Annotated in this window: 13 protein-coding genes; 7 read left to right on the top strand and 6 right to left on the bottom strand. The window is 55.0% G+C overall.

What is annotated here, in order from left to right:
* The first annotated feature begins 385 nt into the window (after window positions 1-385).
* The 4 genes from glnA (at window position 386) to B3797_RS07365 (ending at window position 4,711) form a co-directional block, all read left to right on the top strand.
* A complete protein-coding gene (gene glnA / locus B3797_RS07380; protein ID WP_120458138.1) occupies window positions 386-1,795 on the top strand; it encodes a glutamate--ammonia ligase in 1,410 nt (469 codons plus the stop codon).
* Between the two features lie 220 nt (window positions 1,796-2,015).
* A complete protein-coding gene (glnL, locus tag B3797_RS07375; protein WP_311784153.1) occupies window positions 2,016-3,065 on the top strand; it encodes a nitrogen regulation protein NR(II) in 1,050 nt (349 codons plus the stop codon).
* A 7-nt stretch (window positions 3,066-3,072) separates the two neighbouring features.
* Entirely contained in the window at window positions 3,073-4,482 is a 1,410-nt protein-coding gene (gene glnG / locus B3797_RS07370; protein ID WP_311790759.1) for a nitrogen regulation protein NR(I), read from the top strand.
* Window positions 4,483-4,585: 103 nt separating this feature from the next.
* Entirely contained in the window at window positions 4,586-4,711 is a 126-nt protein-coding gene (locus tag B3797_RS07365) for a YshB family small membrane protein (protein WP_147402120.1), read from the top strand.
* A 73-nt stretch (window positions 4,712-4,784) separates the two neighbouring features.
* Here B3797_RS07365 and hemN read toward each other — a convergent pair whose 3' ends face one another.
* Window positions 4,785-6,158 (bottom strand): oxygen-independent coproporphyrinogen III oxidase, encoded by a 1,374-nt coding sequence (gene hemN / locus B3797_RS07360; protein WP_311790758.1) that lies wholly within the window; start codon window positions 6,156-6,158, stop codon window positions 4,785-4,787.
* Window positions 6,159-6,387: 229 nt separating this feature from the next.
* The gene (gene yihI, locus B3797_RS07355) at window positions 6,388-6,906 is read right to left on the bottom strand and encodes a Der GTPase-activating protein YihI (protein WP_311790757.1); all 519 of its coding nucleotides are present in this window, start codon (window positions 6,904-6,906) and stop codon (window positions 6,388-6,390) included.
* A gap of 649 nt (window positions 6,907-7,555) precedes the next feature.
* Here yihI and yihA point away from each other — a divergent pair.
* Window positions 7,556-8,188, top strand: coding sequence for a ribosome biogenesis GTP-binding protein YihA/YsxC (yihA, locus tag B3797_RS07350; RefSeq protein ID WP_311784149.1), 633 nt, complete (start codon window positions 7,556-7,558; stop codon window positions 8,186-8,188).
* A gap of 404 nt (window positions 8,189-8,592) precedes the next feature.
* Here yihA and polA read toward each other — a convergent pair whose 3' ends face one another.
* The 4 genes from polA to B3797_RS07330 form a co-directional block, all read right to left on the bottom strand.
* Window positions 8,593-11,379, bottom strand: coding sequence for a DNA polymerase I (gene polA, locus B3797_RS07345; protein WP_311790756.1), 2,787 nt, complete (start codon window positions 11,377-11,379; stop codon window positions 8,593-8,595).
* Between the two features lie 377 nt (window positions 11,380-11,756).
* Window positions 11,757-12,386 carry a thiol:disulfide interchange protein DsbA gene (dsbA, locus tag B3797_RS07340; protein WP_271152503.1) on the bottom strand — a complete coding sequence of 210 codons (630 nt, stop codon included), beginning with the start codon at window positions 12,384-12,386 and terminating at the stop codon, window positions 11,757-11,759.
* 27 nt (window positions 12,387-12,413) lie between these two features.
* Window positions 12,414-13,400 (bottom strand): serine/threonine protein kinase, encoded by a 987-nt coding sequence (locus tag B3797_RS07335; protein ID WP_311784291.1) that lies wholly within the window; start codon window positions 13,398-13,400, stop codon window positions 12,414-12,416.
* A gap of 42 nt (window positions 13,401-13,442) precedes the next feature.
* Window positions 13,443-13,718 carry a YihD family protein gene (locus B3797_RS07330; protein WP_311784146.1) on the bottom strand — a complete coding sequence of 92 codons (276 nt, stop codon included), beginning with the start codon at window positions 13,716-13,718 and terminating at the stop codon, window positions 13,443-13,445.
* 52 nt (window positions 13,719-13,770) lie between these two features.
* On the opposite strand from B3797_RS07330, the gene mobA reads away from it, so the two are divergent.
* Both mobA and mobB read left to right on the top strand, forming a co-directional pair.
* Entirely contained in the window at window positions 13,771-14,340 is a 570-nt protein-coding gene (gene mobA / locus B3797_RS07325) for a molybdenum cofactor guanylyltransferase MobA (protein ID WP_311784145.1), read from the top strand.
* Window positions 14,340-14,713: molybdopterin-guanine dinucleotide biosynthesis protein MobB (mobB, locus tag B3797_RS07320; protein WP_311790755.1), on the top strand; the 374-nt coding region annotated here is incomplete at its 3' end. The genes mobA and mobB, both read left to right, overlap by 1 nt.

Genomic DNA, 14,713 nt, shown 5'->3' with positions numbered 1-14,713 from the left:
GGGATACTGAACACGATCACACTTCTCACCTGAAGTTTATTGCACTGACGGAAATTTGCGCTGGCAGCGGTGCACTTAATGCACTAAGTTGGAATATTGCACCATATTGGTGCTTAAATTTGCTGGTAAAGCACGCTTTTGGTGCAAAAAAGTCAGGCTGGTGCATCTCTCTGGCGACAAAAGAGTGCGCACAGGCCCGATTTAGTCGCTTTGAAAAAAGTTGGCATAAAATTCGCTTTATCTTTTTTAAGCGAAAACAGCAGTTGCACGACAGTTGCAGAGCTTGCCGAGATCGGCTGGTTGGGAATGGCGGTCAGACACACTGGAATTCAGACGACGCTGCCACTCACCACGATGATAATGACCCTTTCCAGGAGAGTTGAGTATGTCCGCTGAACACGTTCTCTCGATGATGAACGAGCACGAAGTTAAGTTTGTTGACCTGCGTTTTACCGATACCAAAGGTAAAGAACAGCACGTTACTATCCCTGCTCACCAGGTTAACGCTGACTTTTTCGAAGAAGGCAAAATGTTTGATGGCTCCTCTATCGGCGGCTGGAAAGGCATTAACGAATCAGACATGGTGCTGATGCCGGACGCAACGACTGCGGTTCTGGACCCGTTCTTCGAAGACCCGACGCTGATCATCCGTTGTGACATCCTCGAGCCAGGCACAATGCAGGGCTACGATCGCGACCCGCGTTCCATCGCCAAGCGCGCTGAAGAATATCTGCGCTCTTCCGGCATCGCCGACACCGTACTCTTTGGACCGGAGCCGGAATTCTTCCTGTTCGACGACATTCGTTTCGGCTCTTCTACCTCCGGCTCGCATGTCGCTATCGATGATATCGAAGCGGCCTGGAACACCGGCAAAGAGTACGAAGGCGGCAACAAAGGCCACCGTCCTGGCCTGAAAGGCGGCTATTTCCCGGTTCCACCGGTCGACTCTTCGCAGGACATCCGCTCCGCCATGTGTCTGACCATGGAACAGATGGGCCTGGTTGTTGAAGCGCACCACCACGAAGTGGCGACCGCAGGTCAGAACGAAGTGGCAACCCGCTTCAACACCATGACCAAAAAAGCGGACGAAATTCAGATCTACAAATATGTCGTGCATAACGTCGCACACGCCTACGGCAAAACCGCGACCTTTATGCCGAAGCCGATGTTCGGCGATAACGGTTCTGGCATGCACTGCCATATGTCGCTCTCTAAAGGCGGCGTAAACCTGTTCGCAGGCGACAAATACGGCGGCCTGTCTGAAACCGCGCTGTTCTACATCGGCGGTATCATTAAGCACGCAAAAGCGATCAACGCCCTGGCGAACCCGACCACCAACTCCTATAAGCGTCTGGTGCCTGGCTATGAAGCGCCGGTTATGCTGGCTTACTCTGCCCGTAACCGCTCCGCCTCTATCCGTATCCCGGTTGTTGCCAGCCCGAAAGCGCGTCGTATCGAAGCGCGCTTCCCGGATCCGGCTGCTAACCCGTACCTGGCGTTCACCGCGCTGCTGATGGCTGGCCTCGACGGCGTGATCAATAAGATCCACCCGGGCGATGCGATGGATAAAAACCTGTACGATCTGCCGCCGGAAGAAGAAGCGGAGATTCCAAAAGTTGCAGGTTCGCTGGAAGAAGCGCTGAACGCGCTGAACGAAGATCGCGAGTTCCTGACCCGCGGCGGCGTATTCACCGACGATGCCATCGATGCCTATATCGAACTGCGTAAAGTTGAGAACGACCGCGTTCGCATGACGCCGCACCCGGTTGAGTTCGAACTGTACTACAGCGTTTAATCTTTATTCTGCACAGGTCGCGTTGCCGCTCCTGGCGGCAACAGGAAAGATCCCGAGGCTGCTAACGCAGCGGCGACGCGCAAGCGCAGAAGGTTTTTGTTGCCGTGGAAACTTTAGCCCATCTCCGGATGGGCTTTTTTCGCCGCGAAATCATCGTTCAGCCGTCTGGAAACAGGCGCGGAAGAGTATAATGCACTGAATTAGTGCAGAGGAACGCTGTATGGCAACTGGCTCCCTGCCCGATGCGGGGCAAATTCTCAACTCTCTGATAAACAGTATCCTGCTGGTGGACGACGAACTGGTCATTCACTACGCCAATCCGGCGGCGCAGCAGTTACTGGCGCAAAGCTCACGCAAACTGTTCGGCACACCGTTGCCCGATCTGACAGGTTACTTTTCGCTGAATATCGAAGTAATGCGCGAGAGTCTGGAGGCTGGCCAGGGCTTTACCGACAGCGAAGTGACCCTGGTGGTCGATGGCCGCGCGCATGTGATGGCGCTGACGGCGCAAAGGCTGCCGGACAGCTTTATTCTGCTGGAGATGGCGCCGATGGATAACCAGCGCCGCCTCAGCCAGGAGCAGCTTCAGCATGCACAGCAGGTCGCGGCGCGCGATCTTGTGCGCGGGCTTGCGCATGAAATTAAAAACCCGCTCGGCGGACTACGCGGCGCGGCGCAGCTGTTATCACGCGCGCTGCCCGATCCGTCGCTAAACGAATACACCAAAGTCATTATCGAGCAGGCCGATCGTCTGCGTAACCTGGTCGACCGACTGCTCGGCCCGCAGCAGCCTGGCATGCATATTACGCAGAGTATTCATCAGGTAGCGGAGCGCGTGGTGAATCTGGTGTCGATGGAGCTGCCGGAAAATATCGCGCTGGTGCGCGATTACGATCCCAGCCTGCCAGAACTGCCACACGATCCCGATCAGATTGAGCAGGTGTTGCTGAACGTGGTGCGCAACGCGCTGCAGGCGCTGGGCAAAGATGGCGGCACCATTATTTTACGCACCCGCACCGCCTTTCAACTCACGCTTCACGGCACGCGCTACCGGCTGGCAGCGCGCATCGACGTTGAGGATGACGGCCCGGGTATTCCGGCCCAGCTGCAGGATACGCTGTTCTACCCAATGGTGAGTGGACGCGAAGGCGGCACCGGCCTCGGTCTCTCTATCGCCCGTAGCCTGATTGATCAGCATTCAGGAAAAATTGAATTTAACAGTTGGCCTGGACACACCGAATTTTCGGTTTACCTGCCTATACGCCAGTGAGGTTTCTATGCAACGAGGGATAGTCTGGATCGTCGATGACGATAGCTCCATCCGCTGGGTGCTTGAACGCGCGCTTACTGGAGCCGGGTTAAGCTGTGCCACGTTCGACAGCGCCAGTGAAGTGCTGGATGCGCTCTCGACCAAAACCCCAGACGTTTTACTGTCAGATATTCGCATGCCGGGCATGGATGGGCTGGCGCTGCTGAAACAGATTAAACAGCGTCATCCAATGCTGCCGGTCATCATTATGACAGCGCACTCCGACCTGGATGCGGCGGTAAGCGCTTATCAGCAAGGCGCGTTCGATTATCTGCCGAAGCCCTTTGATATTGATGAAGCCGTGGCGCTGGTTGAGCGCGCTATCAGTCACTATCAGGAGCAGCAGCAGCCGCGCAACCAGCCAGTCAGCGGCCCGACTACTGATATCATCGGCGAAGCGCCGGCGATGCAGGACGTTTTCCGCATTATTGGGCGTTTGTCGCGCTCGTCGATCAGCGTGCTGATCAACGGCGAATCAGGCACCGGTAAAGAGCTGGTCGCACATGCACTTCATCGTCACAGCCCGCGCGCCAAAGCACCCTTTATCGCGCTGAATATGGCGGCTATCCCGAAAGATCTGATCGAATCTGAGCTGTTCGGCCATGAAAAAGGGGCCTTTACCGGCGCAAACCAGATTCGTCAGGGCCGTTTCGAGCAGGCGGACGGCGGCACGCTGTTCCTGGACGAGATCGGTGATATGCCGCTCGATGTCCAGACGCGTCTGTTGCGCGTACTGGCCGACGGGCAGTTTTACCGCGTCGGCGGCTATGCGCCAGTAAAAGTCGACGTGCGTATTATTGCGGCCACGCACCAGAACCTGGAGCTGCGGGTGCAGGAAGGCAAGTTTCGCGAGGATCTCTTCCATCGCCTGAACGTGATCCGCGTTCATCTGCCGCCGCTGCGTGAACGCCGTGAGGATATTCCCCGCCTGGCGCGTTATTTCCTGCAGGTGGCGGCGCGCGAACTGGGCGTTGAGGCGAAAATCCTTCATCCGGAAACCGAAGCGGCGCTGACGCGTCTGCACTGGTCAGGCAATGTGCGCCAGCTGGAGAATACCTGCCGCTGGCTGACGGTGATGGCGGCCGGTCAGGAAGTGCTGATTCAGGATCTGCCTCCTGAGCTGTTCGAGTCCAGCACGCCGGAAAGCCCGGTGCAGTCGCTGCCGGACAGCTGGGCGACGCTGCTGGCGCAGTGGGCCGACCGCGCGCTGCGTTCCGGTCATCAAAACCTGCTCTCTGAAGCGCAACCGGAAATGGAGCGCACGCTGTTGACGACTGCGCTGCGCCATACCCAAGGGCACAAGCAGGAAGCAGCACGACTGCTGGGCTGGGGACGCAACACCCTCACTCGCAAACTGAAAGAGCTGGGCATGGAGTAACGGCGCGGGCGAACGAGCAACTTTTTGTACGCTTTTTCGCCTTGTCCCGCTTTACACACCGATGCCGTTCAGTATTATACGGGCGGCTATCGGGAGATGAACGATGTTAGAATCCTTTCTTCACATGATTTCGCACAATGTCGCCGTTATCGGCAGCGCTGCCGGCCATTCGCCGCAGGCTGCTGTCGCGGCCGTACTGTGCGCCATTATGGTCAACCTGTTTAACTGATCGCAGTGCTGCAAGCGGATGACGGGGCGCATCTCTGTCATCGCCTCGTCATCCGCGCAGGCATATGCTCGCCTTAAATCACGCGTGAAAACTGCTGCTGGCGCGCCTTCTGCCGCAGATAAACGTCAAAGCACATACAGATGTTGCGGATCAGCAAACGGCCTGCGCCAGTGACCTGCAAACCGCTGGCGCGCCGCTCCACCAGCCCATCCTCTGCCAGCGGCTGTAGCAGCGCTAAATCTTCAGCAAAGTAGTCGCAGAAACGAATCGCGTACTGCGCTTCAATGGCGCGGAAATCGAGCGAGAAGTTACAAATCAGCCTTTTGATAACGTCGCGACGCAGGCAATCATCCCTGCTGAGCGCCACGCCGCGCCAGAGCGCCTCTCCGCGCGTCGCCACCGCGTCATACCAGCGGTTAAGCTCTTTCTCATTCTGCGCGTAGCTGTCGCCGATCATGCTGATGGCGGAAACGCCGAGGCCCAGCAGATCGCTGTCGCCCTGGGTGGTGTAACCCTGGAAATTGCGATGCAGCAGCCCTGCGCGCTGCGCCTGCGCCAGCTCATCCTGCGGCTTCGCAAAGTGATCCATGCCGATAAAGTCATAGCCCTGCCGGGTCAGCGTAGCGATGGTCTGCTGCAGGATCTCCAGCTTCTGCTGCGCCGACGGCAGCTCCTGCTCTTTGATTTTACGCTGCGCCGCAAACAGCGCGGGCAGGTGCGCATAGTTGAACACGCTCATCCGATCCGGATTAAGTGCAATCACGCGCTGTAGCGTATAGGCGAAGCTCTCCGGCGTTTGCAGCGGCAAACCGTAGATAAGATCGATGCTGGTGGAGTGAAAGCCCTGTTCGCGCGCGCGCGCCATGAGGGCAAAAATCGCCTCTTCATCCTGTACGCGATTAACGCGTTCCTGCACCGCTTTATTGAAATCCTGCACGCCCATGCTCAGCCGGTTAAAGCCGAGCTGGCGCAGATGCGAGATTGTGTCAGGCTCGATTTCGCGTGGATCGACCTCAATCGACATTTCAAGATCGTGGGCCAGGTTAAAGTGTGTTCTCAGCAAAGCCACCAGCCGGGAGAGCTGCTCACGGTTGAGAAAGGTCGGCGTGCCGCCGCCCCAGTGCAGCTGCGTGACGCGCCGATCGCGGAACAGCGGCGCACGATGGTGGATCTCCTGCGCCAGCGCGTCCAGATAGCGGTCGGCCTTATGCAGCTGGCGCGTCACGATCTTATTGCAGCCGCAGAAGTAGCAGAGCTTATGGCAGAACGGGATATGAACATAGAGCGACAGCGGCCGCTCAGGATAGCGTTCCACGGCGCGCTGAAAATCCGTTTCGCCGTAGCTGTCGCTGAACTCAAGCGCAGTGGGATAAGAGGTATAGCGCGGGCCAGCGTAGTTGTACTTTTCAATAAGCCGCTGATCCCAGGAGACGGGTTGCAAAGACATGCTTACTCCTTCCGGTGACGTCTGAGAGAAGGTCGCGATGCAGAAGAGAGGAAAGGTGGGCGGGACTGAACCCGACGTAAACGTGACTTCAGACGCGACAGGCGCCGTAGTTTAGCCAATAACAGCAGGAGATAACATGTCAGCAGCAGCGCTAAAATTGATCCAGGCCAAAACATAACGATTTACCTGTCTGGCGCGGCATGCGCCGGAGCGCATGCCGATCAAAAACTCAGTTGCCTTTTAGCAGGCGATACATATCTTCTTCGGCCTGCTCGTCTTCCGCCTCGTCATCCATGTTGATGCCGAGCTGCTCCATCAGTTCGTCAATGCGATCCAGGGTTTCATCAAGCCATGCCTGCTCTTCCGCCGACAGCGTGTCGCCATTTTCCATGCGATCCAGCAGCGCATCCAGACGCTCGCTGTTCTCCAGCTGCGCCAGTTCCTCTTCCGGACTGAGGCGCACTTTTGGCGCGACCGGCTTCGCCGCTTTTTTTACCGGTGCGCTGACCGTTGCGCCATCCGCCACCAGCGGAATCGGTTTTTTACTGCCGATACGCGGGTCTTTGGCTTTATTGCCCTGGCCAGATTTTCCCGCGCTGATTTCAGGATTGGCGCGGCTGCCCGAGGCATTGCCGCGATGCTTTTTGTCGCGCTTGCGATCGCGCGCGACCTGATTGAGTTCTTCACGCGATTTGCGTTTTGTTTTGCTTGCCGGTTTACCGTGCGCGCCGCGTACAGGTTGCTTCATGATGTTCGGTCTCAACGTTTTTAATCAGTATCAGTATATACCCCTCACTCTTGACGCGGCTCTTTTGTCAGCGATGCGTACCTGAAAGTACGTATCCTCTTCACAAGCTCGTCTGATAACGGAAGGTACAGAATTGCGGCGAAATCTAGCAGAAAGCGGACAAAGAAAAAAGGCGACAGCCTGAAGCTGTCGCCTTATTTCACACCTTCCGCAGAAGGAATCATATTTTTAATCCATTTTGGCTCGCAACGTCCCGGTTGATCCCGCGCCTGCTCAACTCCTGAGCTACTCCCTGTCCTTTTCCGGCCCGTAATCCCTGACCGTTTCCCTTCCCCTGCTCGCGGTCATCCCAACGCTCCTGAGCACATCTTCCTGATGGGTGCTGCCCTGCACTGCCCAATAATGTAGACCAACCTGCGGAAGCCACAACCCAGTCACGGACTGATTTGCGCATTTAAACAGCCATATATTGCTAATTACATGATTTTTAATATTTTTATTTTTCAGGTTTTTCATTAAAACAGGTTATAACGGGCAACATTTATGGCAAATGTCTTACAAAATTCTGACGACCGATGCTGTCGGGCACTTTTGCGCCATAACGCGTATAATCAGCGCCAATGCCCGTATTCGTCTCTGGAGTTAAATTTTGTCTGCACTGAATTATCACGTTACCCATTTTATCCTCAGCGCCCCCGATATCCGCCATTTACCTGCCGATACCGGTATTGAGGTCGCCTTTGCCGGGCGTTCGAACGCGGGTAAATCCAGCGCGCTGAATACGCTGACCAACCAAAAAAGCCTGGCGCGCACCAGTAAAACCCCTGGGCGCACGCAGCTGATCAACCTGTTTGAAGTCGCCGACGGCAAACGCCTGGTGGATTTGCCGGGTTACGGCTATGCCGAAGTGCCGGAAGAGATGAAGCGTAAATGGCAGCGCGCGCTTGGTGAATATTTGCAAAAACGCGAAGCGCTGAAAGGCCTGGTGGTGCTGATGGATATTCGTCACCCGTTAAAAGATCTCGACCAGCAGATGATTGAGTGGGCGGTAGAGAGCCAGATTCCGGTACTGGTGCTGCTGACGAAAGCAGATAAGCTCGCCTCTGGCGCGCGCAAAGCGCAGCTCAATATGGTACGCGAAGCCTCGCTGGCCTTTATGGGCGACGTGCAGGTGGAGATGTTCTCTTCTCTGAAAAAGATGGGCGTCGATAAGCTGCGCCAGAAGCTGGATGTCTGGTTTAACGAATTAGCGCCTGCGCAGGATACGTCGGCTGACGCGTAGAAAGTGAGTGATGTCGCTCGCTGCGCTGAGCAAAGCCCAATAAAAAACGCCCCAGTCATATAATGACTGGGGCGGCTAATATTCAGCCAAATCCGATTACGTGAAGTAAAAGGTCTGAAAGATAGAACATCTTACCTCTGTACCCTACGCCTCGAACTTTACCTGATTTTTTCTGACGTACAAAGGCTTTTTTGTAGTTAGTTTTCATCAAACGACATGATTTTTCATGCGTTCATCACAAAAATAGCCTCTGACTGTAGTTTAATTACCAAAAAAATGCTTAACCGATAAGTAGTTAGAAAACGCGCAATTTCTCTTTCAGGCTGAATCGGTTAAACAGACTATTTTCTTATAGGCCGAGCTGACCGGAGAGCAGTATCCTTCCCCGGCCTGAGCAACATTAATCAGTGTGCCTCGTCCCAGTTTTCTCCGACGCCGATCTCTACCTGCAACGGGACATCAAGCTTCATACTGCCCTCCATCAGCTTACGGATCTGCTGGCTTGCGGACTCGACTGCATCGCTCTGCACTTCGAACACCAGTTCATCGTGCACCTGCATGATCATCCTTACCGCGTCATCGTTTTGCTGTTGCAGCCAGTCGTCGACCGCAATCATTGCGCGCTTGATGATATCCGCCGCTGTGCCCTGCATAGGTGCGTTGATAGCCGCGCGCTCGGCGGCTTTACGGCGAATAGCATTGCTGGAATTGATATCCGGCAGCCAGAGGCGGCGTCCATCCAGGGTTTCGACATAGCCTTTGCTGGCCGCCAGCTGGCGCGTGTTTTCCATATAACGCAGCACGCCGGGATAGCGTTCAAAGTAGAGATCCATATACCTTTTCGCTTCGCCCGCACCGATATTAAGCTGACGCGACAGACCGAAGGCGCTCATGCCATATATCAGGCCGAAGTTAATCGCCTTCGCGCTGCGGCGCTGCTCGCCGCTCACTTTGTCGAGCGCAACGCCAAATACCTCTGCTGCGGTGGCGCGGTGAATATCTTCGCCGTGGGCGAAAGCGTCCAGCAGGCCTTTGTCCTGCGACAGGTGCGCCATGATACGCAGCTCAATCTGCGAGTAGTCCGCCGCCACGATGCGGTTACCTTTCCCTGCGATAAAGGCCTGACGGATGCGGCGCCCTTCATCATTGCGCACAGGAATGTTTTGCAGGTTAGGATCGGTAGAGGAGAGACGCCCGGTTGCGGTTACCGCCTGATGGTAGGAGGTATGTACGCGGCCGGTCAGCGGGTTGATCATCTGCGGCAGCTTGTCGGTATAGGTCGATTTAAGCTTCGACAGGCCGCGATGCTCAAGAATGACTTTCGGTAGCGGGTAATCGAGGGCCAGTTCCGCCAGCACCTCTTCGCTGGTAGAAGGCGCGCCGCCAGGCGTTTTTTTGGTCGGTTTGATGCCCTGCTTTTCAAACAGAATCGTCTGTAGCTGCTTAGTGGACGAAAGATTAAAAGGCTCGCCCGCCAGCTCATGCGCTTTCTGCTCCAGCTCCGCCAGCCTGTGCATCAGCTCTTTTGAGTGCTGCGCCAGAATGCCCTGATCGATCAGCACGCCGTTACGCTCGACGCGTGAAATCACCGTCACCAGCGGCATTTCAATCTCTTCGAAAATTTTCCTCGGACCCGCCTCTTTCTCCAGCTCCGCCCACATTTTCAGGTGCAGCTGGAGCGTGACGTCAGCATCTTCCGCCGCGTAGTGCGCCGCCTGTTCCAGCGCGATTTGATTGAAAGTCAGCTGGTTTTTGCCCTTGCCGGCGATCTCTTCAAAAGTCACGGTCTTATGATTCAGCCAGCGGGCCGACAGGCTGTCCATATCGTGCTTACCCACCACGCTGTTAAGAATGTAGGATTCCAGCATGGTATCGAACTTAATGCCGCCCAGTTCGATATCGTAATTTTTCAGGACGCCGCGATCGTACTTCAGGTTCTGACCTACTTTCAGGGCTTTGCTATCTTCCAGAATCGGTTTGAGCTGCGCCAGCACCTCAAGGCGATCCAGCTGATCCGGTGCATCAAGATAATCGTGGCCGACCGGCAAATAGGCGGCCTCTCCCGGCGCGACGGCCAGCGCGATGCCGACGATGTTGGCGCTGAGCGTATCGAGCGAGTCGGTTTCCAGATCAAACGCGAAGAGATCGCTCTGTTTCAGCTTCTCCAGCCAGGCATCGAAGGTCGCCTGATCGAGAATAGTGACGTAGCCGTCTGAAGCGAGCACGCTGGTCGCCTCTGGCTTCGCGGTTCCTTCGTCAGGCAGCGTCTGCTGGGCTTTCAGATTGCTCTTTTTCCCCTGTAGCCATTTGCCGTCCTGCAGATCGGCCAGCCAGCGTTTAAATTCGTAACGACCGAACAGCTCCTGCAGAGCCGCGACGTCCGGTTCGGCAACCGTCAGTTCGCTACAGGTAAGCTCCAGCTCGACGTCGGTTTTGATGGTGGCAAGCTGATAAGAGAGGAATGCCACTTCGCGGTTCTGCTCCAGCTTCGCCGCCATGGTTTTCGCGCCGCGGAAAGAGAGCTCGGCGACCTTATCAAGGTTATCGTAAATAGAGCGCATGCCACCTAACCCCTGCAGCAGCGCCTGCGCGGTTTTTTCCCCAACGCCCGGTACGCCAGGAATGTTATCCGAGCTGTCGCCCATCATCGCCAGGAAGTCGATGATCAGCGCTGGGGGTACGCCATATTTTTGCTCTACCTCTTCAGGGCCGAGAATGGTGTTGGTCATGGTATTGATTAAGGTAATGTTCGGCGTGACCAGCTGCGCCATATCCTTATCGCCAGTGCTGATAAGCACAGGGCGGCCCTCTTTCTCCGCCTGCAGCGCCAGCGTACCGATCACGTCGTCCGCCTCAACGCCGCTTACCGCCAGCAGCGGCAAGCCCATCGCTTTTACCATCTCGTGCAAAGGCGCCGTTTGCGCGCGCAGATCGTCCGGCATTGGCGGGCGATGTGACTTGTAGTGTTCGAACAATTCATCCCTGAAAGTTTTGCCTTTGGCATCAAATACCACGGCAACGTGGCTTGGATTGTATTGCGTCAGCAGACTTTTCAGCATGTTGAGCACACCATACATCGCGCCGGTAGGCTCTCCTGCGCTGTTAGTGAGCGGCGGAAACGCATGGTAAGCGCGGTAAAGGTAGGATGAGCCATCAACCAGAATCAGGGGGTTTTCTGCAATTTGCGCCATAAGTCTGTGTAATCTTCGTTGCCATGGATTGGACTATAAGGATGCCACAGCTTGAGCAGAATGTTGAACGCAGGGCGTCTACGCCACGATTTTTTCACGGTTTTACGGCGCGGATCGCAAGGATCTTTCTGTGGATAACTTTGTGCGCAAAAATCATAACGCTTTAGGCTCTGCGATATAAAATGCCGCTAACATTTATTAATTGCAGAAAAATCAATGTACTATTTTATTACCGTGACAGGGTAAGCCTTTCTACACAGGTAGTGGCTTATGTGGATATTAAATTTAGAAGGGTGCGAATGGACTATTTTGCTAAATAATTTCGGCCATAAAAAAACGCCGACAATGTCGGCGTTTTCAGACGGAAAGTACGCGGGTTATTTCTGGCTGACCAGGAACTTCACGACGTTGGCATATTCCGCGACAAAGTTATCCATAGAGCTGGTGTCGAGACCGCCATTATTGACCATATATTTACCGTTAACGAACATTGCCGGTACGCCACGCAGATCGACATCTGACGCCGCTTTTTCCTGCTGCGCAACCAGCGCTTTTACGGCAAAGCTGTTCCAAGCAGCATCATACTCCTGAGAAGAGATACCTGCCGCGTTAATAAAGGCCGCCTTCAGGCTATCTGCATCACTGATGGTTTGGGTTTTCTGAATGCCATCGAAGAGAGGCGCAGTCACTTTATCCTCGACGCCCAGCGCCATCGCAACCGCCCATGCGTGGGTGACTACCGGACCGAAATCGCCGCCCAGGAAGTCGACGTGATATTTAACGACTTTAGTATCAGCGGGCAGATTCTTTTTCACGGCATCGCTGATGTGATAAATACGCTCGAACTGATAGCAGTGCGGGCAAAAGAAGGAGAAGAACTCCATCACCTGCGGTTCGCCAGCAACAGGCTTCGGCAGGCTGACGTATTGCTGGCCATCGGTAAACTGGGCAGCAGAAGCGCTAAACGCCAGCACTAAACCAACCAGTGCAAACCATATTTTCTTCATTGTGAAAAATTCTCCTGACTTCTCTATTTAAAATTGCGGGGTCAGCTGTAGCGGCGGTTCCTGCAACAACTTCTCCTGCTCGGTAAATTGCGAAATCTGTCTGCGCCAGAAATCCTCGTCCGTCATCCATGGAAAAGCACGGGGGAAAGCTGGATCCTGCCAGCGGCGCGCAACCCAGGCCAGATAATAAACCATGCGCATAGCGCGTAAAGGCTCAATCAGTGACAATTCATTAATATCAAAATCACTGAATTCAGTATAAGCCTCCAGCAAAATATCCCACTGGATACGCTGCTCCTGACGATCGCCGTTGATCAACATCCAGAGATCCTGCACTGCTGGCCCGTTACGCGCATCGTCGAGATCGACGAATAACGGCCCGTCGCGCCACAGGATATTGCCCGGATGACAATCGCCATGCAGACGCAGCGGCTGCCAGCTGTGATGCCAGCGCTGCTGCAAGGCGACGCCAAGCTTATCGACAGCCTGTAACAGAGCGACCTTCAGAGAGGCGGGCACCAGAGCGTTGCTCGCCAGCTCAGCGCGCGGCTGATGCAGGTACTCCTCTAAATCCATAGTAGGACGCTGCTCAAAACGTTGTTTGCGTCCGGTCTGATGTATGCGCCCCAGAAAACGGCCTACCCACTCCAGATGCTCATCATTGTCCGTTTCATACTGACGACCGCCAAGGCTGGGAAAAACGGTGAACAAGAAGCCGGCATGGGTGTGAAGCGTTTTTCCTTGCAGAACAAGGGGCGCGGCAACCGGCACTTCGTCAGTTTGCAGATCGTGCGTAAAACGATGTTCTTCTTCAATTTGTGCCGCGCTCCAGCGCTGCGGGCGATAAAACTTCACGACGTAGCGATGCCGGTCTTCATCACTGAACTGATAAACCCGATTTTCATAGCTGTTGAGCGGCGTTAAACCAGACTCAACCCTAAGACCTGTCTCCCACAGCGCATCAAGGATGGCGTCAGGATTAAGCGTCTGGAAGTTAAAAGCGGCATCCATGATGTTACCCGTTACTGTCTTTGCAAGGAGCCGGCAAGCATAGCATTAGTTGTCGTCCTTAATCACACCGCGAGCGCGCAGCAGTGCGGTTTTAAAATCCGTTTCATAATCTTTTTGTCGGCCCGGAATTTCCGCATACTTGTCTGCGTCACGCATTTTCAGATGGTAAATCAATATGTCATCGGTTAATTCACTTAATGGGCCACTGAAACCAGATTCCTGCGCCAGTTTTTGTAAAAATTGCATAAGGTTAAGATCGGGTTCCTGCTGCCATGCAGGCCGTAACAGCTCAAGCAGTTCATTCAGGCGATGATATTTCATCTATTTTTCCTCATAACAGGTTTGTTATAAGCCTTTAAACAGGGGTATCGGCATGACAGCATTAACCGGCGTTATTCTGGCCGGCGGACAAGGGCGTCGCATGGGCGGTCAGGATAAAGGTTTGGTGCTGTTTAACGGCATCCCGCTTTATCAGCATGTTCTTCAACGGCTCAGGCCGCAAGTTGACATTGTCATGATAAGCGCCAATCGTAACCTTGATCGGTATCAGATGAGCGGCTGTACGGTTATCCCTGATACTCTGCCCGATTATCCAGGGCCGCTTGCAGGCATGCTGAGCAGCCTCCTCGCCGCGGAAACGGAATGGGTCGCCTTCTGTTCCTGCGATACGCCATTTGTGCCCGTAGATTACGTAGATCAGCTATGGCGACAGAGAGAAAAGGCGCCAGCAGTCTGGGCGCGTTCGGCCGAGCGCGATCACCCTGCGCTGGCGTTATTGCACCGCAGCCTGGCCGAGCCGCTGGCTGATTATCTGCAGCGCGGGGAGCGACGTCTGATGCAGTTTTTACGTGAGCAGGGCGGACATGCGGTGCAGGTAAGTCAGAATGAAGCCCCTTTCCGCAACGTCAATACGCCTGAAGATCTCCAGGAGAACGCTGAATGATGCTGCCCTTACTGGCTATTGCCGCCTGGAGCGGAACCGGAAAAACCACGCTGTTGCAGCAGGTGATCCCGCAACTGAAAGCGAGAGGCATCCGGCCTGGGCTGATAAAACATACGCATCATCAGATGGAGATCGATACGCCGGGTAAAGACAGCTACCTGCTGCGAAAAGCGGGCGCCGATCAGGTTATTGTCGCCAGCTCGCAGCGCTGGGCGCTGATGTGCGAGACGCCGCAAGGCGCTGCGCTCGATTTGCATTATCTGGTCAGCCATATGGACCCGGCTTTGGTGGATGTCGTGCTGGTTGAAGGATTTAAAGATGAGCCGGTGCCGAAAATCATCCTGTGGCGCGCAGGCGTAAAAGAAGATGTTTC

It is taken from the genome of Pantoea sp. UBA5923 (assembly GCF_002431095.1).
Lineage (GTDB): Bacteria > Pseudomonadota > Gammaproteobacteria > Enterobacterales > Enterobacteriaceae > Pantoea > Pantoea piersonii.
The sequence above is the reverse complement of the archived record's forward strand: the minus strand, read 5'-3'. Positions and strand labels throughout refer to the sequence as shown.